Origin of the sequence: Streptomyces sp. NBC_01408 (assembly GCF_026340255.1) — a bacterium.
Classification (GTDB): Bacteria; Actinomycetota; Actinomycetes; order Streptomycetales; family Streptomycetaceae; genus Streptomyces.
On record NZ_JAPEPJ010000003.1, the window covers coordinates 303,264 to 328,498 of the forward strand.

Sequence of the window (25,235 nt, forward strand, 5' to 3'; positions counted from 1 at the left end):
ATTTTCCGTGCCGGTCACCGGGGGCGCGGTGAGACGCGGGGCATGAGGCTGATCCCCGGATTGCAGTCCCCGAAGACCACACGGCGGCCGCCGGGAGCGGCCTCCACCAGGATGAGCCCGGTCGGGGGCAGAGCCTGCAGCTGCGTGGGGTCGACCGTGAACTCGTACAGCCGGGAGGAGGTCTCGCCGGTTGTCGTGGACGTGGCGGTCGACGTGTTGACGCTCTCCTGCCAGCTGCGTGACAACGAGGTGCCGTGCGTGTTCGAACCGTCCACACCGCTGGTGCGGGTGGAGGACTCTCCGATCTGTTCGCCGTAGCTGCCGCCGCGTCCGGTCGTGAACGTCTCGCCCGTCTGCCTGGTCAGCTGGTTGACGACGAACGTGTGCTGTCGCCCGATGAACTCGGCGGCGGCCTTCGCCTCCTCACCGTTGCCCATCCGCATGAACAGGGTCGCGCTGCCCGAGCCGCCCGCGAGGTGCAGACTCCCGTCCCGGAAGTGCTCCAGGAGCAGGACGAGGCGGACGCCCGCGGTCCGGGCGTGCCGGGCCAGCGCTTCGAGGGCGTCCCGGCCCAGATGGTCGGCGCCGGCGACGACCAGGGTGCCCGTGGCGGGCGGGAAGGCGCGGGTGCGCAGCGCGTGGAGCAGCCGGAAGAAGAGGACGCGGTCGGCGAGGTCCTTGCGGCGGGGGCCGAGGCCGTCGGTGGCGAGCACCGTGAGGGTTCCCGGCCTCCACCATCCGACGGCCGGCCGGTCGCCGGGTGGGCTCTGCGCGTCCCCTGCGGGTCCGGCGATGGAGTCCAACTGGTCTTTCACGTAGTGCAGTTCGTTCTGCCGGCGTTCGCCCCGGCCGACGGAGTCGACGGCCTCGGTGAGGCGGGCGACCTCGTGGGGAGCCAGCGGGCCGGATCCATCGGGAGCCGGGTCGTACAGGCGCAGCAGTACGGACAGCCCGGCGGCGAGGCGGCCGTAGGTGAGCGGGGCGTCGAGCCGCCGGGCGACGGCGCGGATGACGGTCGCGTCGACGCTGTGCAGATCCGTGTCGGTCCCGGGCGGCCGCATGGTGGCGAGCGCCCCGGCGAGGGATTCGGCGAGTTCCTCGGGGTCGGACTCGGCACCGAGATCGGTGCCGAGCGAGGCCGCGGGAAACGGAACGTGCTCCACGGCCACCCCTCGCCGCGCGGCGAGGTCCGCCAGCTCCAGGGCGACGGTCTGCTCGGTCATGTCGACCACGAGGAGCGCCTGCCCGGCGGCGAGCACCGGACCCCCCGCGACGGCCAGCAGGCCGGCCCAGCCGTCGCCGGTGCCGCCGACCACGTCGATCCGGTCGGGGCCGGAGGTGAGGGCGAGCGGGAACCAGGTGTCCGCCGCCGCCGACCGGCGCAGCTGCGCCTGCGCGTCCTCGTACAGCATCCGCTGCCAGGCGGCGACCCGCTGCTGGTGCGCCGCCCACAGGCGCCCGCGCTCCTCGGCGGCCCGGCGCTGGGCGGCGGCCTGCTCGCGGTTCGGGTTGGTGACGGACACGACGACGATGAACACGGCGGCCAGGATGAGGGACAGGAAGCCGACCGTGATCATCCCGAGGACGACGATGGCGAACACCACCCCCACGATCTGACCCGCGGTCAACCGCAGTGATCTCCGCTCCTCCAGACGGGCCAGCTCGGGAAAGTACGGCTCGACCCACACGGGCGGATTCGCCGCATCAGGATGCGCCACCACCCCGGCCGGCACCACGAACTCCCAACCCCACCGCTCCCCGCCCCCGAAAACCCCCTCCGCCAGGCCACTCCCACCCTGACGCTCCCCACCACTCACGTCTGCTCCTTCTGACCACAAGGCATTCCGTTCGACTGCCTGCATATTTCAGTCGGCGAGGCCGGAACGAAACTCAGCCCTGGGCGGCCTGCCTTTTGAGGAGCTTGCCCCGGATTTGCCCCGCACGCGAGTAACGCCCGAACGCCTCCTCATTCAATTGCCTGGCCCCGGATTCCCGGAAAGCCATCCGAACCACGTCATTCAGGAGAAAATCGGGGCGGGCCCTCGTGATGTCGTCGAGGAGACTGCGCAGGAAGCGACCGGCAGATCCCACCAGATCGACGAACGAGCACTCCCCCTCCAGCCCGCTTCGAAGATCGGCCACCCGCGCCGTCTCACCGATCAGCTGCAGGCGGACCTTCGGACCGCCCTCCGCGTCGAACTCAATGACGCCATCGGCCGCCAGAATATTTACCGCGTAACGAAGAGCCAATGCGAAGTCGAGCAGCGGGGTGTTCTTATAAGCCCAAGTCACACCACCGATCTGAAGGTCGACCGATCCGAGGAACCACCGCTCACGAACGACCCACTCTTCTGCGTTCAGAATCGCCAACTGGTCACCCAGGCGCGAAGGGGAACCCTCTTCGCCCCCTTCGCCAAGCAGGTAAGAAATTACAACGGATTCACTCATGACTATTCAGCTCCATGAACCGGGTTCCAGGGATAAGTGTCTCGAACACTTCGGTCGTCATTCAGAATGACCTCCACGTGATCGAGTTGATAGTTTCCATGACCCACGCCAGCGCGGCCGATATACCCATCCTCACCAACGGATTCCGGCATTTCGGCCCGATGGATGGTACCCGTTCTGCCCAACGTATTGGGGATTCCTTGCGGGTCCTGCTCCAGAGTCAACCCAACGACCTCATTCAAGCCCTCGCGAGGAATCGTAAAGTAGGACTTGTCCGGGAATTCTTCCGCCCCCGGCAGGAAGTGCCGACCTTCGATGTAATCGCGCTGCTCCGGATGGAGAGTGTAATCCGCCGCACTTTCGTCATCGGCCGTTTCGGCATCCTCACCCTCCGAATCGTCCGGTGCACCGTCACCTTCGGCCATGGTCTCGTCATCGACTTCGGTCCCCCCGTCGATCGGATCGCCGGAGTCCGGCGGCTGTTCGCCGTCTGCCCGGCTCTCAGCGCGAGCGTCCTCCTCTCCGGCAACCTCGACGTCCGAGACGAGGTCGGACGTGAAGCCCTGCGAGACCTCGTCCGCTGCGTCGGCCACGTGCTCGGCGAGGGCCACGGCGGCGCCGGCCACGGCCGCTGTGGCCTTGACCGCGCCTTCGGCCACGGTGACCGCGGCCTGGGCCACTTCGGTACTGGGGTCCGGCTGGTCTCCGGTCTCCGCGGCCTGCTCCTCGGGCGTGCTGTCAGTGCCCGTCGGGTCGTCGCGCTCGGCACGGTCCGCTTCGGGTGACGTCCCGGAGTCGGGCGGGGGCGTCTCCTGCGCAGCCGTGTCCTGAGCCTCGTCGGGCTCGGCACGGTCGTGCTCGGCCCCGGAAGCGGCCTCGGGGCGCGGCTCCCGTTCGGGGTCGGGTCGGAGTTCCCGTTCCCGTTCGAGTTCCCCTTCAGGTTCGGGGTCTTGTTCCGCGGCGGGCTCCGGCTCGGCTTCGGATTCCGGTCCGGCGTCCGCGTCCCGCTCCCGCTCGGGCTCGGATACGGGCTCCGGTTCGGACTCGGCTTCGGGCTCGGGTTCGCGCTCCGGCTCCGGCTCCGCCTCGGCCACGGGTTCTGCCTCCGGAGCCGGTTCGGTGTCGGGCTCGGCCTCCGATTCCGGCTCAGGTTTGCGCTCCGGTTCGGGCTCACGTTCCGACTCAGGCTCGGGATCCGGTTCTTCTTCGGGCTCCGGTTCCGCCTCGGGCTCCGGCTCGGGTTCCGGCTCCGGCTCCGGCTCGGGTTCTGGCTCCGGTTCGGGCTCGGGTTCCGGTTCTGGTTCGGGCTCAGGTTCCGGCTCGGGCTCTGACTCCTGTTTCTGGGGCTCGGGCTGTTCCGGGGCTTGTTCTTCGGGAGTCGGCTCTTCCGGTGGAGGGTCGGTCGACTCCTCGGAGGGGGTGTCGGGCTGGTGGCGGGCCGGGGTGTCCGTTGCCGGGGTTTCGGGCGCGGTCGGGTCCTGGGGAGCTGCGGGCGCGGGCGGCTCCGGGTCGTACGGGTCCGGGGTGTCGCCCTCCCGGGGTGCGTCCAGGGGCGGAGGCTCGTCCGGGACGTGGTCGCCGTCCCGGGGCTGTTCGGCCGTGGGCTGGAGCGAGGTGTCCGCCTCGCGGGCGGGCTCGGGCGTGGGGGTGTCGTCCTCCGGTTCGGCCTCCGGTGTCTGGTCGTCGGCGTCCGCCGCCCCGGAGCCGCTCCCGGAATCCGACCCGGAGTCCGACCCGGAACCCGCCCCGGCCGGCGTCTCCGGTTCGTCCCCGTCCCGCGGCGCGTGCGCGTCCGCCGGCGGCTCCGGGGGCGGAGGGGGCGGTGGCGGGGCGTCGGTCGTGCCGCCGATCTCGCTCATGGACGGGTCCCCTTCTCCCGGGCGCATTCCAGCGCCACCCGTACCGCCGTCTCCGCCACCACCGACCGCAGCCGCGACCCCGCCTCGCAGGCCATCGCGAAGGCCCGCGTGACGTGTTCCTCCGTCGTACCGCCCGTCACCGCCGCCACCGCGTCCCGCAGCCCGCTGCGGTTCACGTCGCCGATCCGGGCATGGACCCGTTCCTGCCGGTACCCCGGTAGGGCGTGGACCTGGAGGCGGTGGTCCGCCCCCGACGTCCCGGTCAGGACCAGTCCCCGGGAGGCCCATTGCGCCTGGTGGTCCGGGTAGGCGTGCGGACCGTCCGGAGCGGACGTCCTGGTCTGGTGGATGACGCGGATGACGTCCCGGAAGCGGTAGTTCGCGTACGTGTAGCGGCGCGGGTCCCCGGCCGGCGGGTCGGTGCCCAGCAGCTCGGCGCAGAGCACGGCGTGCAGCCGCCGCGCGAAGTCGCCCGGGTCCACCTCGTCGCGCATCAGGGATTCGCGGGCGGCCACCGCCCGTTCCACCGCGTACACGAGGGTGCATTCCAGGTCACGCGGCGGGAGTGCCGTCAACGCGGTCCGGACCGGGTCGGACGGGCCCGGCGCGTCCTTGCCCATCGCCTGGGCCGAGGCCGCCACGTCCGTCCAGATCAGCTGGAGGGGCTCCACGGAGCGGTGGTGGGAGTCGTTCATCGTGCGCAGGGTGCACGGTTCGAGGCGGCAGGAGGTCCCGCACAGGGGGCTGCGGCTGCCCAGCAGGGGCGGCTCGGCCGACGCGTCCTCGGCGCTCTCGTCGTGCTCCCCGTGCGGGATGGCCGTCAGGACGGGCCGGTCCATGCCGTCGGCGGCGACGGCGGCCCGTCCGGGTGGCAGGGCGACGACGTTCTCGCTCTGCTCGGGCTGGAGGTTCATCGTCGCGCCGACGGCCCGGCGGTCGTCCTCTGCGGGCAGCCGGTGCATGATCTTCAGCGCACTGTTCTTGATCACGTCGGGCAGGATCTTGCTGGGGATCTGCTCGACGATGACGACGCCCTCGCCGTACGCGCGGATCTCCGCGAGCAACGAGGCGAAGAGCTCGACGGCAGCGGCCGCGGGTCCGTCCTCGACGTTCTTCAGGAGCCGGTGCGCCTCCTCCACCACCAGGACGTGGCGCAGCGGGACTCCGCCGGCGCCGTGGTGCACCCTCAGGTGTTCGACCAGGCGGATGAGCACGGCGCCGATGAGGAAGGCCTTGTCCTGGTCGTTCGTGATCGTTTCCAGTTCGAGGACCACGTTCCCGGCGAGCAGCCCGGCGATGTCCAGGGGATGGCCCCCCTCGAAGAACCGTCCCGGCGCGCCCTCCCGCAGCGAACCCATCCGGACGTCGACGAAGCCCCGTACGTCCGCGGTGACCTCCTTGCCGTACCCGATCATCTCGACGACCTGCCGGGCGGTGGCCTGGAGTTCGCCCAGGGTCGGGTAGCGGGCCGTCCGGGGCTCGTCCGGCTCGCTCAGGAGGTACTTCGGCTTGTGGGCCGGGCGCGGTTCGCCGGTGACGAGGTCCCATCCCGCGGCCGTGTAGCACTGGGACAGGGCCCGCGACAGCACCTGCGGAAAGGGCTCGTGCCCCTCGAACGCCGCGAGGAAGAGGGCCCGTACCAGGTCCACGTGGCTCTGTAGCGGAAAGCCCGGCTCCGGCTCCAGCGGGTTGAGCGAGGCGGGGGCCACGTCCACGTCCCCGGGTCGGATCACGGTGACGCGCCGGGCGCGCTCGGGTCCCCGTCCCGCGGCGAGGCGGCCGGCGATGCGCGCGTACTCGGCCTTCGCCGGCTCGACCGCCAGCCAGGGGATCGGCCGCTCGTGCGTGGACAGGGCGGTGAGCAGGCTGCGCACCGTCTGGGACTTGCCGGAGCCGGTCGCCCCGCAGACGAAGGCGTGCCGGTTGAGGGTGGAGCGGGAGACGTGGAGCCGGTCGGCGGGCATGAGGGCCTCGTCGAGGATGTCCCCGATGAGGAAGCTCTCGGTGTCGTGTCCCGTGTCGTCGGAGGTGACGTCGAACCGGTTCGGGGCCACCGTCCGGATTCCCGGGAGTTCCCTCGCGGGCGGCCGGGCCAGCGCCGCGACCAGTTCGGCGGGGGCGACGAAGGGCACGCTGCCCGGCGGCCCGGCAGCGTCGGCCGGTTGCGGCGTGACGACGGTCAGCGCCTCGGCGAGGGGTACCGGATGCCGCGCCGGTACGAGCACGTACGGCAGGTCGTCGAGGTCGCCCGCACCGCACAGCAGGGCTGCCGAGGCGAGCGCCGACTCGGGCCGCTCGGCGCCGACCAGGACGCGCACGTTCCACACCCCGGTGGCGAGGGCGCGGGTCAGCTCGCGGTAGCGGGCCTCGGCCCGGTCGGCCGCCACCCGGTCGGCGGCGGAGTTCTCGCGCTGGCGCAGCCGGGGCAGCTGGACGGCGAGTGCGGCGCGTTCCTGTTCCAGTCGCCCGTACGGGACGGGCTCGGCCAGGACGAGCCAGGCGAAGGCGTCCGGGAGGTGGGCGACGGCGTCGTCGAACGAGCCGCGGCGTTCGCTGGGCAGGGCGCGCTCGTCGTCGCCCAGGCGCAGGGCGTCGTGGGCGCCCGGGCAGGGGATCCAGAACGGCAGCCGTTCCAGCAGTGCGACCGTCTCGCCCGCCGGGACGTCCCGGGCGATGGACCCGGGAGGGTAGCGCAGAGGGCGTTCCGTGCCGGCCGCGGCGGGCTCGTCGCCCGCGGGCGGGAAGGAGGGCGATCCGCCCACCAGGAAGTGCAGCGGCCGGTGCCGGCCCGGGCGCACCCATGCCGCGGCCAGGCCCGTCGGGCGGTCCGTCACGGGAGCGGAGAGCCCGGAGAGCACGGCGTGGGCCGCCGTGACGGCGGCGGTGAGCTGGGCGGCCGTACGGTCCTCCGTACGCGGGTCCTCGGGCCGCCGGGGCACGGTGATCAGGCGGTGGAAGCGGTACGCGCCGAGTCCGGCGGCCAGGCCCGTGTCCCTGGACCCGGCACCGGGAGTCACGTCAGGCTCGCGCGGGGGCGGGCGGAGAGCCGGGGCAGGAAGTTGATGCCGGGATTGCAGTCCCCGAACACGACGCGCCGGCCGCCCGGCCCGGTTTCGACGAGGACCAGGCCGGTCGCCGGGAGGGCCTGGAGCTGGGTGGGCTCGATCGCGAACTCGTAGACCCGGCTGAGGTTCTCGCCGGTCGTCGTCGACCGGGCGGTCGAGGTGTTGGTCGAGTCCTGCCAGCTGCGCGAGAGGGAGGTCGAGAAGGAGCTGGAGCTCCCCCAGTTGCTGCCGGACATGCCGCCGCCCCGGTTGGAGCCGTCCGTGTCGGAGACGCCCCGCTGGACGCCGTAGCTGCTGCCGCGGCCCTCGGTGAGGGTCTCCCCGATCTGCCGGGTCAGCTGGTTCACCAGGAACTTGTGCTCCTGCCCGATGAACTGCGCGGCCGCCTTGGCCTCCTCGCCGTTGCCCATGCGCATGAAGACCGTCGCGCTGTCCGATCCGCCGGCGACCTGGACCGTGCCCTCCCTCAGGTGTTCGAGCAGGAACACCAGCCTGACGCCGGCCGTGCGTGCCTCGCGCGCCATCGATTCCAGGGCGTCGCGTCCGAGATGGTCGGCTCCGGCGACGACGAGCGTCCCCGATCCGTGCGGTATGGCGCGGGTGCGCAGGGCGTGGACCAGCCGGAAGAACACGAAGCGGTCCGTGAGGTCCTTGCGGCGGCGCACGGAGTCTTCAGTCGTGACGATCGTCAGTCCGGCGGGCCGCCACCAGTCCGCGGCGCGGCCGTCGGGGACGGCGGCCTCCTGCCCCCTCGGCGTGAGCAGTTCCGTCTGGGCCCGGACGTAGCGCAGTTCGTTCTGGACGCGCTCGCCCTGGCCCAGGAGGTCCACCGCCCGGGTGATCGATTCGACCTCGGCGGGGCTGAGCGGGCCGGCGGCGTCCGGGGCGGGGTCGTAGACGCGGAGCAGGACGCGCAGGCCGGCGGCGAGGCGGGTGAAGGTGACCGGTCCTTCGAGCAGTTCCGCGACGGTCTGCACGACGTCCACGTCGATGGTGTGGAGGTCCACGTCCGCGCCGGGCGGGCGCATGGTGCCCAGCGCTTCGGCCATGGCCTCGGCCAGCTCCTCGGGAGTGAACTCCGCGCTGAGATCGGCGTCGAGCAGGGCTCCGGGCATGGGTACGTGGGCGACGGCGATGTCGCGGCGCGCTGCGAGGCCGGCGAGTTCGAGGGCGACGGCCTGCTGGGTGAGGTCCAGGACGACGAGCGGCCCGCCACCGCCGAGGAGCGGCCCGCCGACCGTGGCGAGCAGGCTCGCCCAGCCATTGCCCGTGCCCCCGAACACGTCGATGCGACTGGGACCGGACGTGAGGGAGAGCGGGAACCAGGTGTCCAGCGTCTGGTTGTGCCGCAGGTGCTCCGCGCGGTGGGCGTCGATCCGGCTCTGCCAGGCGTGCCGGCTCTGCTCGTAGTCCTGCCGGGCGCGGGTGCGGGCGGCTTCCAGGCGTCGTCGGGCGGCCCCCAGCCTGGCGGCCGGGGAGGTCGCGGCCATGAGGACGATGACGAGGACGATGACGGTCACGGCGGCGGCCGCTCCGCCGGCGGCGAAGGCGACGATGCCCGCCAGCAGGAGGAGACAGCCCGAGCCCTTGTTCTTCCGCGCGGTCATGACGCGCTCCTCCATGGCGCGGACCTCGTCGCCCGAGGGCTCGGAGTAGACGGGCGGACGCTGGGCGTCGCGGTGTGCGGGCGGCTCGGGCGGCTGGACGAACTCCCAGCCCCAGCGCTCCTGGCCGGTGAAGACGCGCCGGGCCAGTTCCGCCCCGGCGTCCGGCTCGTCCCCGCCGCGAGGTTCGGTTGCCGGCACGCTCTCGGCAGCACTCATGACGCCCCCCTGTCGATGTCGGAGCATCCTGACCGCCGGAGGGGCGCCTGTCAGCTCCCCGGATGTCCGCGGGAGCCGACTTTGACCAGAAGTCATCTACGAATGACCGAAGTTGATGCACCGTCAGATATCTGGACGAGCGCACTCCGCCGCGAGGTCCGCGATGCGGGCCGGGCCGATGCGGCAGCAGCCGCCGATGAGGCGGGCGCCCGTGCGGCGCCAGGCGGGGACGGGCCAGGGGGACTCGGCCCGCGGGGGGTGCCAGGTGGCGGTGGCCGACTCCCATACGGAGCCGTCGTTGGGGTACGCCACGAGGGGCTTGACGGTGACACCGGCCGCCGCTTCGAGGGCGGGCAGCACCTCGGCGGGATCGCAGCAGTTGACACCGACGGCGATGACCTCCGGGGAGGCGGCGGCGCGTGCGAATGCGTCGGGAAGGGGGGCGCCGGAGCGGGTGCGGCCCCCTTCGACGGTGTAGCTCAGCCAGGCCGGGCCGCCGGTCTCCGCGAGGATGCCGAGCAGCGCCTCGGCCTCGTCCGGGTCGGGGATGGTCTCCAGGGCCAGGACGTCGGGTCCGGCGGCGAGCAGGGCCTCGATGCGGGGCCGGTGGAAGGCGGCGAGCTCGCGCACGCTCAGGCCGTACCGGCCGCGGTACTCCGAGCCGTCCGCGAGGACCGCGCCGTACGGGCCCACGGAGGCGGCCACCCACACCTCGTGGCCGGCGGCCTCGGCCGCGCGGGCGGCGAGGTCGACGCTGCGCCGCAGCAGCGCGGTGGTCGCGGCGCGGTCGTGGCCGTGGGCGGCGAAGGAGGCGTAGCCGACCTGGTAGCTGGCGGTGATCAGCACCTCGGCGCCGGCCCGGACGTACGCCCCGTGGGCGGCCTCCACCTGGTCCGGCCGCTCGGCGAGCACCCGTCCCGACCAGAGGGCACCGGACAGGTCGCAGCCCTGGGCGGCGAGCTGGTTGCTCAGCCCGCCGTCCAGGATCAGGGACCTGTGGCTCAGGGCTTCGGCGAGCGGGCCGGACGCGCGGGGCATGGCTGGCCGGCCTCCGTCAGCCGAGCTGGGACTGGACCTGGGTGGAGATCAGCTCCAGGTGATCCAGGTCGTCGAGGTCGAGCACCTGGAGGTAGGCGCGGGAGGAACCGATGGCCTCGTAGGTGCCGAGCTTGTCCACGACCTCGGCCGGGGAGCCGGCCAGGCCGTTGGCCTTGAGCTCGTCCACGTCACGGCCGATGGCGGCGGCCCGGCGGGCCACCTCGGCGTCGTCCTTGCCCACGCAGACCACCAGGGCGTTGGAGTAGACGAGCTCGCCGGCGCGGCGCCCGCCCTCCGCGGCGGCCTCCCGGACCCGGGCGAACTGCCGGGCGCTGTCCGCGACCGAGGCGAACGGCATGTTGAACTCGTCCGCGTACCGCGCGGCGAGCCGGGGGGTGCGCCGGGCGCCGTGGCCGCCGATGAGCACGGGCACCTTGGCCTGGGCGGGCTTGGGCAGCGCGGGCGAGTTCTCCAGCTGGTAGTGGTGGCCCGCGTAGTCGAAGCGGTGGCCGGTCTCGGTGGCCCACAGCCCGGTAACGATCGCCAGCTGCTCCTCGAGCCGGGCCATCCGCTCCGCAGGGAAGGGGATCCCGTAGGCCTTGTGCTCCTCTTCGAACCAGCCCGCGCCCAGGCCGAGTTCGACCCGGCCGCCGGACATCTGGTCGACCTGGGCCACCTGGATGGCGAGGACGCCGGGCAGCCGGAAGGTGCCGGCCGTCATCAGCGTGCCCAGCCGGATCCGGCTGGTCTCGCGGGCCAGGCCCGCGAGGGTGATCCAGGCGTCCGTCGGACCGGGCAGGCCGTCGGCGGAGCCCATCCTGAGGTAGTGGTCGGAGCGGAAGAACGCTCCGAAGCGGAGTTCTTCGGCGGCCTTGGCAACGCGGAGCAGAGTCTCGTAGCTCGCGCCCTGCTGGGGTTCAGTGAAGATACGGAGTTCCATGACTCCATATTGCCTATCCGTCACTCAGACCCCGTTCCATGTGGGTGTGAAAGGGCCCGGCCGTCGCGACTCCGCGTTGTTCTCTGACGGCCGCGTGGCCCAGACGACGTCAATGCGGCCGTCCACGCGCTCCCTGTCGGTGCCTGCCTTCGACGCATTGGGGGCGACGGTGACGGCATCCACGAATAGCCCCAGGAACGCACGCCGCTCGTCGACCTCCCACCGACCCCAGATGCCGCCCTCCGCGAAGGGGTCACTGTCGGTGTCGCTGAACCACTCGTCGAGCGGGAGGCGGGTGCTGACCGTTGCCGACGCCGTCAGCTCCGCCATACGCGCCGTGCAGACCTCTGCGTGGGCCTGGTACTTCTGGATGGTGTCCTTGAACGCCTTCTTACCGACGTCGCCGTCGTATAGGCCTTCAGCACGGTCGTGGTACAGCGCTTCCATGCTGGCCTGCACATGGAGAAGTTGCGCTTCCTGCTCCCCCAGCTCCTCCGCAGCCTGTGGGTCGGTTCCCTGTACCGCGAAACGCTCCGCTGCGATCGACAGCCATTCGACGTCATCCGGGTCGGGCCCAGACCCGCGACGCCACGACGTCGTCAGCATGGCTCATGACGACCCGGAGGACGTGCTTCGACTCGTCGCCAACCGCGCGACGAAGGTTGCACACATAGGTCCCCTGCGCACGGGACACAGTCATTCCTGCATCGCACCGCCCACAGTGGAGGATCCCCCACGACCCCAGGAACGTCCGCTCGCCGGTCCGGTCTCGCTGTACGGTGCGTTTGCGCCCGTCCAAGGAGCGCTGGAGGTCGTACCAGCGCTTGGGGGAGATGAACCCCGTATGCGGCGCTACGGGTTGCCCCTTGGCGTCGCGCAGAATGGCACGCTGCTTGCTCTTGGGGTCCACAGGGCCGATGGCGTAGCCGGCCAGTCGTGGGTCACGCAGGATCCGGCCTACGACAGTGGGCGACCACTCGGCGTTGGCCTCATCGGACGGCCCGCTCTTGCGGCTGCGTTGCGCGGCAGCGACGCGCGCCTGAGCGGTCTCCTCGTCCAGGCTTCCGTACGGCGTCCTGGCCCGCCTCTCCGTCAGCTCCGCAGCGATGGCGCTGGGGTTCCTCCCGTCCTCTGCCAAGTCAATGATGCGGGTCACCGTGTCGGCGGGAGTGCACTCGGGGCCAAGCTTCTTTTCGGTCTGCGGTCCCGGACTCAGCACACGAATGGTCAGCCCGTCGACGCTGACCTGATCGGCAACGAATCCAAAGGGCACGGGGCCGCTGGAGTGCGAGCCCTTTGCACTGAGCTGAGCGAAGGCATCCTTGATGAACTTGCTCTTGTTCTTGCTCTCCTGGTGCGCCAGGTCAGCGATTAGAGCGAAGAAGGCGACACCGAACGGATTGTCGTCGGAAGTGTTGATGAAGGGTTCTTGGGTGCTGACAAGTGCGACCCCGCACTTCGCCAACTCCTCTTGGATCTTGAGTGCTTCAGCCGCGCCCTGGCGGGTGAGCCGGGAGAGCATGTAGATCACGAGGACATCGAACTCACCCTTTCGGGCGTCCTCCAGCATCCGCTCAAAATCCGGACGGTAGACGTCAGGGTCGTAACCAGAGAGGCCGACGTCTTCGTAGTGCCCTGTGTGCGTCCACGCGGCCTGGCTGTTGATGAAGGCGATGCCAGTATCTTTCTGCATTTTGGGAGATGCAGAGCTGTCGCTTTCGCTCTTGTGGCTCTGCCGGCCGTACGTCCTGGCCCTGATCGTGTCCGGGCCCCTGTCCCCCAGGGCGATTGGCTCCATGGGTAGATACGCTAGCGGTTCCGAAGAATACGTCGAAGCCCAATGCGAAGATCTATGCTTCCCGTTCTACCCTCCCCACCCCTGCCGGGTGAATCTGCGTCAACCGGAACGTCCGCCCCGGCCCGCCAGTGACCAGCCCGGAGGGGGATCGTTTGCTCGGTCGGAGCCGGACCGCCCGGCCCGCGCGCCGGCGGCCTTTCGCCGGTACGTCCACCGCCCCCTTCCGCACCGGAAGGGCGAGGGCCAAAAAGGAGGCCGCCATGTCCCGAGAGGCCGCGCCGGAGACCCCCCAACCGACCGGACAGACCGGACAGGCAGCGCACGACCACGCACACCAGGAGTCCGGGGTCCCCGCCCGGAACGGCGCACCGAAGGGCCTGCTCCAGCAGATGGAAGAGCTGATGGCGGCGCTGAACGCCGACCTCTCGCAGCTCGACGCCGATCTCCAGTCCTCCACGGACCGCACGCCCGCCGGCCCCGACACCTCGCTGACCCCGGGCAGCCGCGCCATCGAGAGCCCCTCCTACCGGCCGTTCTGACCGTGCGGGTCCCGTCGCGCGCGACGGGACCCCACCCGTGCCGGGACGGACCCGTACCGGGACCCGTGCGATCCGGTCGCGTCGGCCGGTCGTGCCGGCCGGTCGTGCCGGCCGGTCTCAGGCCACGCCGGAGGCCGATCCCCGCTCGCGGACCGCCAGGCGGCGCAGGATCGCGCGCACCCGGTCGCTCGACTCGTCAGCCGCGTCGATCGACTCTATGCACTGCCAGTACAGGCTCTCCTCGTCCGTCGCGCAGGCGACCCCGACCAGGGCTATGCCCACTTCGCCTAGCAGCGCCTGGAGCCCGAGCAGTGCCTGACGGACGTCCGTCACCTCGGTCAGCTGCGCCGCCCGCGGCGGATGGGCGGGCGTGATGCCCTCGCCGCGCAGGGCCGCCCGGTCGAGCACCCCGCATCCTCTGCCCCCCGCCTCACCCAGCCCTCTCGCCTCGGGTCTCAGCTCCGGCGGCCCGGTGACCGCCAGCCATCCCCCCAGTCCCTGTGCGAGCGCCTGGGCCTGCCAGGCCTCGCCCACGATGTCCCACGCAGCCCCGCTCCGTGCCAGCGCGTGCCGGCCGGCCGCGATGAGCCGTACCGCATCCATATGCCGTCCCCCGTCCGCACGACATCGCCAATCCCATCACTACCCAGAGTGAGGGCAACGAGCCAGTAAAGCCAGGGGTATTCGGAAATTGTGGACACAAACGTGATTGTGGACGAGGCCATCACTCCGAAGAGTGACGATTAGGGGTCGAAGTGCCCGGCACCGGGAAGCGGAGCTCGTTCCTCTCGATCTTCGCGGCGAGCGCATCCAGCACATCCACCCCCAGAACCTCACAGAACTGCAGCAGATACGCGAGCACGTCGGCCACCTCGTCGGCCACCCGGTGTGCGGTCTCCGGCTTCTCCATCACCCTCGCCGACTGTTCCGGCGTCAGCCACTGGAAGATCTCGACCAGTTCGGCCGCCTCCACACTCAGGGCCACCGCCAGGTTCTTGGGCGTGTGGTAGGGCTCCCAGCCCCGCGCCGCCGCGAAGTCCGCGAGCCTGCGCTGCAATCGGTCCAGCCGCTCGTCCGGCCGCTCGTCGTTCATGGGGTCAGGTCTACCACCGTGACGCCCTGGATCCCACGGGCGAGGTCCGCGGACCCCTCCCCCACCGCCGCCACCAGCCGGACGTGGCCCCGGCCGCAGGACAGCAGTGCCAGGCGCAGCAGTTCGGCGGTCTGCCGCCGGTCCAGGCCGTGGTCGAAGCCGTCGGCGAGGACCGTCAGCGCCTGCTGCGCGGAGAGCAGTTCGGCGGCGGGGTCCATGGCCAGCACGCCCGGTCCGGTCAGCAGGACCAGCGCCAGCGCGAGGAAGCGCAGCTCGCCCGCGCCGAGGCGGCCGAATTCCGTGGCGGGCCGGCCGGGGCCGCGCTCCAGCAGCGCGGTGACGGGGCCGTCCGCGCGGGCCCGTACGTCCAGCCCCGCGACCGGGCCCGCGCAGCCGGTGCGGGCCGCCTCGGCCAGCAGTGCGTGGCGGGTGCCGCATTCGTGCCGCGTCCGGCGCAGTACGTCGGCCAGGTTGACGCAGTCGCCCAGCAGCCGGCCCTCCCCCTGCGGGGCGGGGGCGCGCATCCGGTCGGGGCGGGGGTCGCAGGGGAACACCGAGCGCAGCGCCACCACCACCTGCTCGGCGGCGGCCAGCACCTGTCGCTGCCCGGCCGTGGCGCCGGCCACCCGGAGCGGGAGCAGGGCCGTGCCGAGCCGGTCGTCGGGCAGCGGGGCCCGGGTGACCCCGGTGGCGCCCCCGGTCAGCCACGCGGCCTGCACCGAGCGCCGGCCGGGGTCGCGCAGGGCGGTGCTGAGCAGGATCTCGCCGTCCTGCGTGAGCCGTTCGCCGACGATCCGCAGCGCGGGCTCGGCCTGCACGGCGAGGTCCAGCCGGACGGGCCCGGCGGGGCCGTCGACCGTGCAGCCGATGCGGAACCCGCGCCGCCGGTCGGCATCGGGGACCGCCCGGTCCGGGATACGGGCAGACGAGTCCGGGAAGGCCTCCTCCAGCGTGGCGCCGGAACCCAGCGCGGCCAGGGCCTCGTAGGCGGCCAGGACCTGGGACTTGCCGCTGCCGCTGGGCCCGCCGAAGAGCGTGACGGGCCCGAGCGGGAAGACGGCCCCGCGGTGCGGGCCGAAGGCGGACAGCCGCAGCTCGGTGACGACGGGCCGGTGCTGCGGCTGCCGCTGCGCGGGCACGGCCGGGGCTCCGGCTAACCGGACCGGACCCGCGGCCCCGGAGCCGGAGCCGAGGCCCGAGCCCGGACCAACGCCCGAGCCGCGGCCAAGGCCGGGCCCGGAGCCCGAGCCCGACCCAGGGCCGGAGCCTGGTCCATGGCCAGAGCCTGACCCGGAGCGCGCGACCGGGACCGGGACGACGGTGACAGCGGCGACGGCAGGAGCAGCAGTGACAGCCGCAGCAGCAGTTGCCGCAGTGACGGCAGGCGCCGCGACAACGGCAGGTGCGGTGACGGCCGCAGTGACGGCAGGCACCGCAGCAACGGCAGGTGCGGTGACGGCAGGTGCCGCGGCGGCAGTCGCGGCGGTCACACGTGCGGCGACGGCGGTGACGGCGGTGACGCTTGCGGCGGCGCGGTCCGCCGCCGCGTCCAGGGGGGCTTCCATGCGCCGGACGGTACGGGTCGGCGGACCCCCCGAGAGCCCGCCGAACCGTTCCGCCCCCGCGACCTTCCTACGATCGGGGGACAGCCGCCGCGGCGATCCCCTCGACCTCCGTCCCGACGGGCGCCAGCAGGAAGACGTTCCGGTCGACCCGGTGCATCCCGCTGCCCAGCCCGAAGACCACACCGCTGCTGAAGTCCAGGATCCGCTTGGCCACTTCACTGTCCGCGCCGGTGAGGTCGAGCAGCACCGGGATCTGCGCGATCAGGTACTCGGCCACCTCCCGGGCGTCCGCGAAGATCTGGACCCGGATCACCACGAAGCGCCGCTGTTCCGCCGCGGACACCCCGGGCGACTTGGGGATCGTGCGGTGGTCCACCCGGGAAGGCCATTCGTTGCGACTGCGCAGGGGTACCACCTGCGCGAGCCCCTCCCACTGTTCGTCAGTGACGTCGTACCTGCTCACCGGGCCGCCTCGGCTGTGCGCTTCATGTGCATCCCGCCATCCTCTCGCGTTTCACCCGTTCAGCCCAACAGCGACACGAGCGGGACGGGTACTCCCCGAGGACCAAATGGGTTAGGTTAGGCATACCTAACCCACTCGGGACTATGGAGAGATCCGCATGCGCATGTCCGGTGCCCCTGCCACCCCGGCCGCCCACCCCGCGCCCGCCACCCGGCCCACCGACGCCGAGCGGGTCCGGTCCGTCCTGGCCGCCGCCCACTCCATGACCGTGGTCGCCGACGGGCTGCGCTCCGAGGTCCGCCACCTCGACGGCGCCGACCCCATGGGCCGGCTCCACCTGCACCCCGCCGAACCCGGCGGGGGCGCCGAACACCGCCCCGCGATCCGGCTGGAGTTCACCGACGTCGCCCCCACCCCCGTACGCGACCGGGTGCGCGCCCGCGTCACCGTCCTGGGTCGCATGCTTACCCCCTACCCGGACGGGAGCGCCGGACCCGACTCCTCCGACAGCACCTGCATGGAATTCGGCCGGGCGGTCCTGGAGACCGAGGACGGCGTCTCGTACATCGGCCTGGAGGAGCTGGAAGCGGCCCGGCCGGACCCCCTCGCCCCGTACGAGGCCGGCATGCTCACGCACCTCCTCGACGACCACCCCGACCTCGTCACCCTGCTGCTGCGCCTGGTCCAGCCGCTGCCCACGGCCTCCGTGGTCCGCGCGCTGCCGGTCGCCATGGACCGGTACGGGATCACCCTGCGCCTGGAGGAGCGCCGCGGCCACCGCGACGTACGGCTACCCTTCCCCTCGCCGCTGGACGACGTCGAGCAGTCCGGGGCGCAGATCCAGGCGCTCTTCAGCGCGGCCCGGCGGCGCTCGCACCGCAACACGCTGCCTGCCTGAGGCAGCCTGTGGCCACCTGTGGCCGCCCGCCCAGGAATTCACGGAAGCCGGAATAGCGGCCCGGGGGGCCCTGTTGGGGACGATCATGAAGGCCATCACGTACAGCGCATACGGAACTGCCGAGAACCTCACGGTCGTTGACGCCCCGGAGCCCAAGGTCGGACCGGGCGAGGTCCTCGTCCGCGTCAAGGCCGCCGGGGTCAACCCGGTGGACTGGAAGCTCGCCGCCGGATACCTCGACCCGATCCTCGAAGTCCGCTACCCGGTCATACCCGGCTGGGACGTCGCCGGTGTCGTCGAAGCGGTCGGCCCGGACACCTTCGACTACGCCGTGGGCGACGAGGTCTACGGCTACGTGCGCAAGGAGTGGGTCGAGCTCGGCACGTACGCCGAGCTGGTCGCCGCCCCCGTCCGCACCCTCGCCCGCAAGCCCCGCGAGCTGACCTTCGAGCAGGCCGCGGGCATCCCGCTGGCCGGGCTCACCGCCTACCAGTCGCTCACCCGGGCCGGGCTCAAGGCCGGCGAGACCGTGGTCATCCACTCCGCGGCCGGCGGCACCGGCTCCTTCGGCGTGCAGATCGCGGTCGCCCTCGGCCTGCGCGTCATCGGCACGGCGGGCGCGCACAACCACGATTACCTGCGCTCGCTCGGCGCCGAACCCGTCCTGTACGGGGACGGGATGGCCGACCGGATCCGCGCGCTGGCGCCCGAAGGCGTCGACGCGGGCCTCGACTTCTACGGGGACGGCGTCATCGAGCTGCTCCAGTCCCTGGTCAATGAGCGCGACCGGGTCGTCTCCATCGCCGACTACGAGGCCGCGGCCAAGGGCGCGCACCAGCTGTGGGTGCGCCCGGACACCGCCGACCTGACCTTCCTGGCGGAACTGGCCGACGCGGGGAAGCTCACGGTCAACGTCGAGCACGCCCTGCCGCTCGCGGAGGCCGCGAAGGCGTGGGAGCTCAGCGCCGCCGGCCGGACCCGCGGCAAGATCGTGCTGACCGTCTGACGGCCCCGCACCGACGTCGGGCGGGGGCGGCCCGCCGGAGCACCCGGCTCCGGCGGGCCGCCCCCGCCCGCTCACGCATGGGTGACCCGGCCGGTCACGCCCCCGCCGGCGCTGCGGCGTAGCGGTTGGCCGGACGGGGCAGGCCGTAGTTCTCCCGGAGGGTGCGGCCGGTGTACTCGGTGCGGAAGAGCCCGCGCCGCTGGAGGATCGGCACGACCTGGTCTACGAAGTCGGTCAGGCCGGTGGGCAGGACGGGCGCCATGATGTTGAAGCCGTCGGCGGCGCCCTGGGTGAACCACTGCTCCAGCTGGTCGGCGATCTGCTCGGGGGTACCCGCGAAGACCCGGTGGCCGCGGCCGGCGCCGAGGCGGGCCATCAGCTCGCGCAGGGTGAGGCCGTCGCGCCGGGCGAGTTCGGCGACGAGGGTGAAGCGGCTCTTGTTGCCGTTGATGTCCCGCTCTTCCGGGAGTTCGGGCAGCGGGCCGTCCAGGGGACGGCCGGTGAGGTCGACGCCGAGCATGCCGGAGAGCTGGGCCAGCCCGTACTCGGGGACCTGGAGGTCGGTGAGCTGCTGCTCCAGGGCCTTGGCCTCGGCCTCGGTGGAGCCGATGACGGGGGCGATGCCGGGGAGGACCAGCAGGTCGCCGTCGGTGCGGCCGTACTTGGGCAGGCGGGACTTGAGGTCCTTGTAGAAGGTCTGGCCGTCGGCGAGCGTCTGTTGGGCGGTGAAGACTGCCTCCGCGTACCGGGCGGCGAACTCCTTGCCGTCCTCGGAGGAGCCCGCCTGGACCAGCAGCGGGTACCCCTGGGGGGAGCGCGGCACGTTGAGCGGGCCGGCGACCCCGAAGTGCTCGCCGCGGTGGGCCGCGGGGTGGAGCCTGTCGGTGTCGGCGTAGATGCCGCGCTCCTTGTCGAGGACGATCGCGTCGTCCTCCCAGCTGTCCCAGAGCTTGGTGGCGACGTCGAGGAACTCGCGGGCCCGCTCGTAGCGCAGGCCGTGTTCCAGGTGCTCGTCGCGGTTGAAGTTGCGGGCCTCGTCGACGGTCCCGGAGGTGACGATGTTCCAGCCGGCCCGGCCGCCGCTGATGTGGTCGAGGGAGGCGAACTTCCGGGCGGTGTGGAACGGCTCGTTGAATGTGGTGGAGACGGTCGCGATGAGCCCGATGTGCTCGGTGACGGCGGCGATCGCGGAGAGCAGCGTCAGCGGTTCGAAGCCGCCGAGGGCGTTGTAACGGGCCTTGCCCCAGAGGGCGAGTCCGTCGGCGAAGAAGACGGAGTCGAGCTTCCCGCGTTCGGCGGTGCGGGCCAGTTCCTGGAAGTACCGCAGGTCGGTGACGCGTTCGGGGCTGCTGTCGGGGTGGCGCCAGGCTGCGTCGTGGTGCCCGGCGTTCATCAGGAAGGCGTTGAGGTGGAGGGTCCGGGGTGCGGTCATTTTCTGTTCCTCGGGGTGGGGTGCCGGTGGTGCGGGGCGGCGGCGGGAGGCGTCAGGCCGGGACGCGCCAGAGGCTGAGGCGGCGTTCGACCGTGACCAGGAGCTGGTTGAAGGCCACGCCGATCGCGGAGATCGTGACGATGCCCGCGTACATCTGGGGGATGGCGAAGTTGAACTGCGAGGCGTTGATCAGGTAGCCGAGCCCGGCCTTGGCGCCGATCATCTCCGCGGCCACCAGGACGAGGATGGACACGGCGCCGGCCAGTCGGATGCCGGTGAAGATCGTCGGCACCGAGGACGGCAGGATCACCTTCTGGAACAGCCTCGGCGTGGACAGGTCCATCGAGCGGGCCAGCCGGACCAGGGTGGGATCGGCGTTGCCGACGGCGCTGATGGTGTTCAGCAGGATCGGCCAGAGGCAGGCGTAGACGACGATCGAGACCTTCGAGGTCTCGCCGATGCCGAGCAGGAGCACGAAGACCGGCAGCAGGGCCAGGGCCGCGGTGTTGCGGAACACCTCCAGCAGCGGGCCCAGCAGCGCGGCGACCGGCCGGTACCAGCCGATGAGCAGGCCCAGCGGGACGGCGACGGCCACGGCTATCGCGAAGCCGCCGAAGGAACGGGCGAGGCTGGCGCGGGCGTGCTGGCCCAGCTGGCCGTTGCCCAGCAGCTCCCACCAGGCCCGGGCGACCTCGCTGACGGGCGGCAGGAAGGTCGCGTCCACCAGGCCCAGCCGGGGCGCGGCCTCCCACACGGCGAGCAGGACGAGCACGGCCGCCGAGCGCAGGGCCACGGCGCGCAGCCCCTGGCCGAGCGCCCGGGCGGGCCGCCGTAGGGGATGCGGGGCCGTACGGGACTCCGGCCCGGCCACCGCCGGAGGCGGGGCGTCGGCCCGCTCCCGTACGGCGGGCGGCGGGGCGGGTACGGGCTTCCGGTCGGGGCCGGCACCCGCGACGGGGCCGGCACCGGTTGCCGGGGCCGGGGCTGCGGGGGCCGGGGCTGCGGGGGCCGGGGCCGGGGCGGTGACGGTACTTGTACCGGTCCCGGTCCTGGTGGTGGTCGTGTCGTCGGTGGTCGTGTCGGTGCTCATACGGTGGCCTCCTCCTTCTCCAGTAGCTGCGCGCGGGCGACCTCGTCGTGGAGCAGGGTCCAGATCTCGTGGCGGTAGCGGGCGAACTCCGGGCTGGAGCGCAGGTCCTCGCCCTGGAGACCGGGCCCGCGGGCGTCGAAGGAGATCGGGACGACCTCCTTGACGCGGCCCGGGCGGGAGGTCATGACGGCCACCCTCTGCCCGAGGTAGACGGCTTCCTCGATGCCGTGCGTGATGAAGACGACGGTCTTGCCGGTGCGCTGCCAGATGCGGCGCAGTTCGTCCTGGAGGGACTCGCGGGTCTGCGCGTCGAGGGCCGCGAAGGGCTCGTCCATCAGCAGCACGTCCGGGTCGTACGCCAGCGAGCGGGCGATGGCGACCCGCTGGCGCATTCCGCCGGAGAGTTCGTGCGGATGCCGGTCCTCGAATCCCGTGAGGCCGACGAGGTCCAGGAACTCGCGGGCCCTGGCCGTTCGTTCACGCTTCGGGACGCCGGTCGCCTCCAGGCCGAAGGCGACGTTGCCCAGCGCCGTTCGCCAGGGCAGCAGCGCGTACTGCTGGAAGACGATGCCCCGGTCCAGGCCCGGACCGGTGACCGGCCTGCCGTCGAGCAGGATGCGGCCGGAGGTGGGCCGGGACAGGCCGCCGAGCAGGTCCAGGAGGGTGGACTTGCCGCAGCCGCTGGGGCCCACGACGACCACGAACTCCCCCGCCTCGATCTCCAGGTCGATGCCGTCGAGGGCGGTGAACTCCTCCTCGTTCCTCCTCTTCTTCTTGTCCTTCGTGGGGAAGGTCTTCGTCACGGACTCGAACACGATCTTCGCCATGCCGGGTCAGCCCTTCCCGTAGCCGTTGAACTCGTTGGTGTAGAGGTCGGCGGCCTTCAGCTGCCCCGGCTTGATGTCGCCGCGCTCGCCGAGCCAGTCGAGCCAGAGCTGGAACTGCTTGTCGGAGATCCGGCCGCCCGTCTCGGCGACCCCGTAGGAGTGCCAGTACTGGAGGGTGGCGGTGTCCTCGTTGCGGCCGCGCTTCCTGACGATCTCCGTCATCCGCGCGACGACCTCCTCGCGCGGGGTGGCGCGGGACCATTCGATGGCCTTGGCCACTCCGGTCGCGAAGGTCCGTACGGTGTCCGGGTTCTGCTTGATGAAGCGCTCGGTCATGATGTAGGTGCCGGCGCTGAACGGGCCGAGCAGTTCGACGTCGGTGAACAGCGGGCGGATGCCGCCGGCCGCGAGGGCCTTGTCGCGCAGGACCCCGGTGAGCACGCCGACCTCGATCGTCTTCTGCCGCAGGGACTGCTCGGTGTTGACGGGCGGCACCACGAGCGGCTCGACCTTGTCGGCTTCGGCCTTCGAGAGGCCGCCCCGGCTCAGGTAGATGTCGAGCAGGGCCTGGTAGTGGGCGCCGAGGGTGTTCATGCCGACCTTCTTGCCGATCAGGTCGCGGGCCGAGCGGATCGGGCTGTCCTCCAGGACGTAGTAGCCGCCGTAGGAGTGCTGGTCGGAGCCGTAGGAGGCGACGACGGCCTTGATGGGGGCCTTGGTGGAGGCGAGCTTGATGACGGCGCCGTTGAAGGCGCTGCCGAAGTGGGTCTGGCCCGTGGCGGCGGACTGGATGTCCTGCGGGCCGCTGATGGTGTTGCCGACCCAGTCCAGGGTGACGTCGCCGAGGTAGCCGAGGTCCGCGGCGAGTTCGGGGAGCGTGACCGCTCCGACCGCCCCCTGGTACTTGAGGGAGGTGATCTGCTTGCCGGATCCGCCGGTAGCGGTGGCCGTACCGCAGCTCACCGCGGCCGCCGAGATGCCGAGCAGGGCGAGGAACTGGCGTCGGGAGGTGGGGGGCGAGGCGAAGGCTGTGGGCATGGCGGGTCCTTGTCGGTACGGGCGGGCCGGAGCGGGGCCGCGGCTACGGCGTGGTGGTGAGGGCGGCGGGTGCCGCGGTGCGGCGCAGCAGGGCGTCCGCGAAATCGTCGACGGCCTGGAAGAGGTCCAGTTCGGCCTCGGGCCGCAACCGGTCGGGGCCGGAGCCCCGTTCGACGGAGGAGTCCAGGACGAACCGGCCGGCGGTGACGTGGCGCGCGCCGAGCGCGGCGAGCACCGGGCGCAGGGCGTAGTCGATGGTCAGTACGTGGGCGAGGCTGCCGCCCGTGGCGAGCGGCAGGACCGTCTTCCCGGCCAGGCCGTCCTGCGGCAGCAGGTCGAGGAAGGCCTTGAGTAGGCCCGTGTACGCCGCCTTGTAGACCGGTGTCGCGATGACGAGGCCGTCGGCCGCGGCGACGGCCTCCAGGGCCCGGCGGATCTCGGGCTCGCCGCGGCGGGCCGAGAGGAGGTCGGCGGCGGGGAGATCGCGTACGGACAGGTGCGAGGTCTCGAACCCGGCGTGGGAGAGGCGGTGCAGCACGTGGCCGGCGACGACGGCGGTACGGGAGTGGGCGGAGGGGCTGCCGGTGATGGCGAGCAGGTGGGGCACGGGGGCTCCTTCGGTGTCGTACGGGGAGCCGGGCGGCGGGCCGGGCCGGCGGGCGACGGGTGCCAGACGTCTGACGTCAGGCGGCGTTTACGGACGCGGTGGTTCCCGGCTCGGTGGTGGAGGTGCCGGAGGCGATGCCGAAGGCGGGGTCCGGGACGGTCTCCGGGCTGATCAGGCGGGACGGGACGCCGTCCGGCCCGACCGGGACGTCACCGTCGACGGTGACCCGGCGCAGAGTGCGCTCGTGGTCGTCGGAGTCGTCCACGCCGTAGTGCTGGGTGGCGCGGTTGTCCCAGATCGCGACGTCACCGGACCGCCACTGCCAGCGGACGGTGTTCTCGGGGCTCTCGATGTGCGACTGGAAGAGGTCCTGGAGGGTACGGGAGTCGCGGCCGGTGAGCCCGCTGATCCGCTGGACGAAGTTGCCGAGCAGCAGGGTGCGTTCGCCGGTCTCGGGGTGGACGCGGACCACCGGGTGCTCGGTGAGGAACTCGGTGGAGGTGAACACCTCGCGGTACTGGGCCAGGGCCTCGGGGAGGGCGTCGGGCTTGAGGGCCGCGTAGTCGTACGCGTTGGAGTGGACGGCGCGCAGGCCGTCGGCGAGGGCGCGGAGCGGCTCGGGGAGGTGGGAGTAGGCGGTGGCGGTGTTGGCCCAGAGGGTGTTGCCGCCGTACGGGGGGATGGTGACGGCACGCAGGATGGAGAAGGCGGGGTAGGCGGGGACGAAGGTGACGTCGGTGTGCCACTGGTTGGCGCGGGCGCCGTGGTGGGAGTCGATGCCCAGGGCGTAGCGGCCGTCGGCGGAGGGGACGGTGGGGTGCGCGACCGGCGCGCCGAGCAGCTGGGCGAAGGCCTCGTGGCCGGCCTCGTCGAGGTGGTCCTGGCCGCGGAAGAAGACGACCTTGTGGGCGAGGAGCACGGCCCGGATCTCGGCGACGGTGGCGGCGGGCAGGTCCCCGCCGAGCCGGACGCCGCCGATCTCGGCGCCGATGCGCCCGCCGATCTTGGTGACGGTGGTGGTCTGGGTGGCTGTGGCCATGGCTGCTCCTCGGGCAGGGCTGCGATTTATTTCCGCAGCGGAAGAAATAGGCCTGTGCAGGGCACGGGTGCGGCGGTGCGGTGCGATCTACGCGAGAGCCCGCGGGGCCGGGCGAACCGGCAGGGAACCCGGCGTTCCCCTGTACGGCGGACGGCCCGGAAAATCACGGGGCCGAGGCGCGGAGGGTGGCGGAGCTCAGGCTCGGCGCGGGGCCGGACAGCGGCCCGGACACCGGCCCGGCGCGGTACAGAGGCCGGGGGTGTGGAGCCGCGGGACGAGGTGCTCGATCGCGGACATGGCTCGGAGCCTGTCAGCGGGCCCGCCGCCGGTCAACCCCCGCCAAAGCCCCCGCCGCCCCCCTTGCCCGAACCCCCCACCCCACCCAGCCCACCATCCCCGACCTGCCCTTTTCCCCCCGCACCCCGCTCCCCCCAACCCCACCCCGAACGGCCGAAACCCGTGGCCGGATTTCACACCCCCGCAACGCCAGGCCCCTGCGGGGGGCTTGGCGGGGTGTGCGGCGCCGTTGCACGGGGCTCCGCGGTGTCCCTGGCGGGGCCTGGCCTCTGCGGCGCCGTTGCACGGGGCTCCGCCCCGGACCCCGCGCCTCAATCGCCGGCGGGGCTGGATTTGGCCCTGGCTTCGTCCGTTCGGGGGCTCAGCAGCG

Annotated in this window: 22 protein-coding genes; 3 read left to right on the plus strand and 19 right to left on the minus strand. The window is 72.2% G+C overall.

The window, feature by feature from the left end; translation table 11 throughout:
* Window positions 1-14 precede the first annotated feature (14 nt).
* The 9 genes from OG447_RS29120 to OG447_RS29160 form a co-directional block, all read right to left on the minus strand.
* Entirely contained in the window at window positions 15-1,817 is a 1,803-nt protein-coding gene (locus OG447_RS29120) for a hypothetical protein (RefSeq protein ID WP_266940417.1), read from the minus strand.
* Between the two features lie 73 nt (window positions 1,818-1,890).
* The gene (locus tag OG447_RS29125; RefSeq protein ID WP_266940418.1) at window positions 1,891-2,448 is read right to left on the minus strand and encodes a hypothetical protein; all 558 of its coding nucleotides are present in this window, start codon (window positions 2,446-2,448) and stop codon (window positions 1,891-1,893) included.
* 2 nt (window positions 2,449-2,450) lie between these two features.
* Window positions 2,451-4,307 (minus strand): hypothetical protein, encoded by a 1,857-nt coding sequence (locus OG447_RS29130; protein WP_266940419.1) that lies wholly within the window; start codon window positions 4,305-4,307, stop codon window positions 2,451-2,453.
* Window positions 4,304-7,324, minus strand: coding sequence for an ATP-binding protein (locus OG447_RS29135; RefSeq protein ID WP_266940420.1), 3,021 nt, complete (start codon window positions 7,322-7,324; stop codon window positions 4,304-4,306). The genes OG447_RS29130 and OG447_RS29135 overlap by 4 nt, the downstream gene beginning before the upstream one ends.
* The gene (locus tag OG447_RS29140; protein ID WP_266940421.1) at window positions 7,321-9,195 is read right to left on the minus strand and encodes a hypothetical protein; all 1,875 of its coding nucleotides are present in this window, start codon (window positions 9,193-9,195) and stop codon (window positions 7,321-7,323) included. Before OG447_RS29140 ends, OG447_RS29135 begins: the two co-directional genes overlap by 4 nt.
* 123 nt (window positions 9,196-9,318) lie before the next feature.
* A complete protein-coding gene (gene mmuM, locus OG447_RS29145; protein ID WP_266940422.1) occupies window positions 9,319-10,233 on the minus strand; it encodes a homocysteine S-methyltransferase in 915 nt (304 codons plus the stop codon).
* Between the two features lie 16 nt (window positions 10,234-10,249).
* Window positions 10,250-11,173 (minus strand): LLM class F420-dependent oxidoreductase, encoded by a 924-nt coding sequence (locus OG447_RS29150; RefSeq protein ID WP_266940423.1) that lies wholly within the window; start codon window positions 11,171-11,173, stop codon window positions 10,250-10,252.
* A 24-nt stretch (window positions 11,174-11,197) separates the two neighbouring features.
* Window positions 11,198-11,779: a hypothetical protein gene (locus tag OG447_RS29155; RefSeq protein WP_266940425.1), complete on the minus strand. Its 582-nt coding sequence runs from the start codon at window positions 11,777-11,779 to the stop codon at window positions 11,198-11,200.
* On the minus strand, window positions 11,733-12,971 hold the full coding sequence (locus tag OG447_RS29160; protein WP_266940426.1) for a recombinase family protein: 1,239 nt from the start codon (window positions 12,969-12,971) through the stop codon (window positions 11,733-11,735). Before OG447_RS29160 ends, OG447_RS29155 begins: the two co-directional genes overlap by 47 nt.
* A gap of 260 nt (window positions 12,972-13,231) precedes the next feature.
* Between OG447_RS29160 and OG447_RS29165 the strand changes: the two genes are divergently transcribed.
* A complete protein-coding gene (locus OG447_RS29165; RefSeq protein ID WP_266940997.1) occupies window positions 13,232-13,510 on the plus strand; it encodes a hypothetical protein in 279 nt (92 codons plus the stop codon).
* A 117-nt stretch (window positions 13,511-13,627) separates the two neighbouring features.
* Here the strand turns inward: OG447_RS29165 and OG447_RS29170 are convergent, their stop codons facing one another.
* From OG447_RS29170 to OG447_RS29185, 4 genes are all read right to left on the minus strand, one after another.
* Entirely contained in the window at window positions 13,628-14,113 is a 486-nt protein-coding gene (locus OG447_RS29170) for a DUF6099 family protein (protein ID WP_266940427.1), read from the minus strand.
* A 121-nt stretch (window positions 14,114-14,234) separates the two neighbouring features.
* The gene (locus OG447_RS29175; protein WP_266940428.1) at window positions 14,235-14,603 is read right to left on the minus strand and encodes a nucleotide pyrophosphohydrolase; all 369 of its coding nucleotides are present in this window, start codon (window positions 14,601-14,603) and stop codon (window positions 14,235-14,237) included.
* Window positions 14,600-15,742, minus strand: a complete 1,143-nt coding sequence (locus OG447_RS29180; RefSeq protein ID WP_266940429.1) for an ATP-binding protein — start codon at window positions 15,740-15,742, stop codon at window positions 14,600-14,602. The genes OG447_RS29175 and OG447_RS29180 overlap by 4 nt, the downstream gene beginning before the upstream one ends.
* Window positions 15,743-16,235: 493 nt before the next feature.
* Window positions 16,236-16,631 carry a cell division protein SepF gene (locus OG447_RS29185; RefSeq protein WP_266940430.1) on the minus strand — a complete coding sequence of 132 codons (396 nt, stop codon included), beginning with the start codon at window positions 16,629-16,631 and terminating at the stop codon, window positions 16,236-16,238.
* A 157-nt stretch (window positions 16,632-16,788) separates the two neighbouring features.
* Between OG447_RS29185 and OG447_RS29190 the strand changes: the two genes are divergently transcribed.
* Together OG447_RS29190 and OG447_RS29195 are read left to right on the plus strand one after the other, a co-directional pair.
* On the plus strand, window positions 16,789-17,529 hold the full coding sequence (locus tag OG447_RS29190; protein WP_266940431.1) for a DUF2470 domain-containing protein: 741 nt from the start codon (window positions 16,789-16,791) through the stop codon (window positions 17,527-17,529).
* An 85-nt stretch (window positions 17,530-17,614) separates the two neighbouring features.
* Window positions 17,615-18,535, plus strand: a complete 921-nt coding sequence (locus OG447_RS29195) for an NADP-dependent oxidoreductase (protein ID WP_266940432.1) — start codon at window positions 17,615-17,617, stop codon at window positions 18,533-18,535.
* Between the two features lie 94 nt (window positions 18,536-18,629).
* Here OG447_RS29195 and OG447_RS29200 read toward each other — a convergent pair whose 3' ends face one another.
* The 6 genes from OG447_RS29200 to OG447_RS29225 all read right to left on the minus strand — a co-directional run bounded on the left by OG447_RS29200 (window position 18,630) and on the right by OG447_RS29225 (window position 24,568).
* Window positions 18,630-19,967, minus strand: a complete 1,338-nt coding sequence (locus OG447_RS29200) for an LLM class flavin-dependent oxidoreductase (RefSeq protein ID WP_266940433.1) — start codon at window positions 19,965-19,967, stop codon at window positions 18,630-18,632.
* 52 nt (window positions 19,968-20,019) lie between these two features.
* Entirely contained in the window at window positions 20,020-21,057 is a 1,038-nt protein-coding gene (locus OG447_RS29205; protein ID WP_266940434.1) for an ABC transporter permease, read from the minus strand.
* A complete protein-coding gene (locus OG447_RS29210; RefSeq protein ID WP_266940435.1) occupies window positions 21,054-21,884 on the minus strand; it encodes an ABC transporter ATP-binding protein in 831 nt (276 codons plus the stop codon). The genes OG447_RS29205 and OG447_RS29210 overlap by 4 nt, the downstream gene beginning before the upstream one ends.
* A 6-nt stretch (window positions 21,885-21,890) precedes the next feature.
* Entirely contained in the window at window positions 21,891-22,922 is a 1,032-nt protein-coding gene (locus tag OG447_RS29215; RefSeq protein WP_266940436.1) for an ABC transporter substrate-binding protein, read from the minus strand.
* A gap of 43 nt (window positions 22,923-22,965) precedes the next feature.
* Window positions 22,966-23,529: an NADPH-dependent FMN reductase gene (ssuE, locus tag OG447_RS29220; RefSeq protein WP_266940437.1), complete on the minus strand. Its 564-nt coding sequence runs from the start codon at window positions 23,527-23,529 to the stop codon at window positions 22,966-22,968.
* 76 nt (window positions 23,530-23,605) lie between these two features.
* Window positions 23,606-24,568 carry a TauD/TfdA family dioxygenase gene (locus tag OG447_RS29225; protein ID WP_266940438.1) on the minus strand — a complete coding sequence of 321 codons (963 nt, stop codon included), beginning with the start codon at window positions 24,566-24,568 and terminating at the stop codon, window positions 23,606-23,608.
* Between the last annotated feature and the right edge of the window lie 667 nt (window positions 24,569-25,235).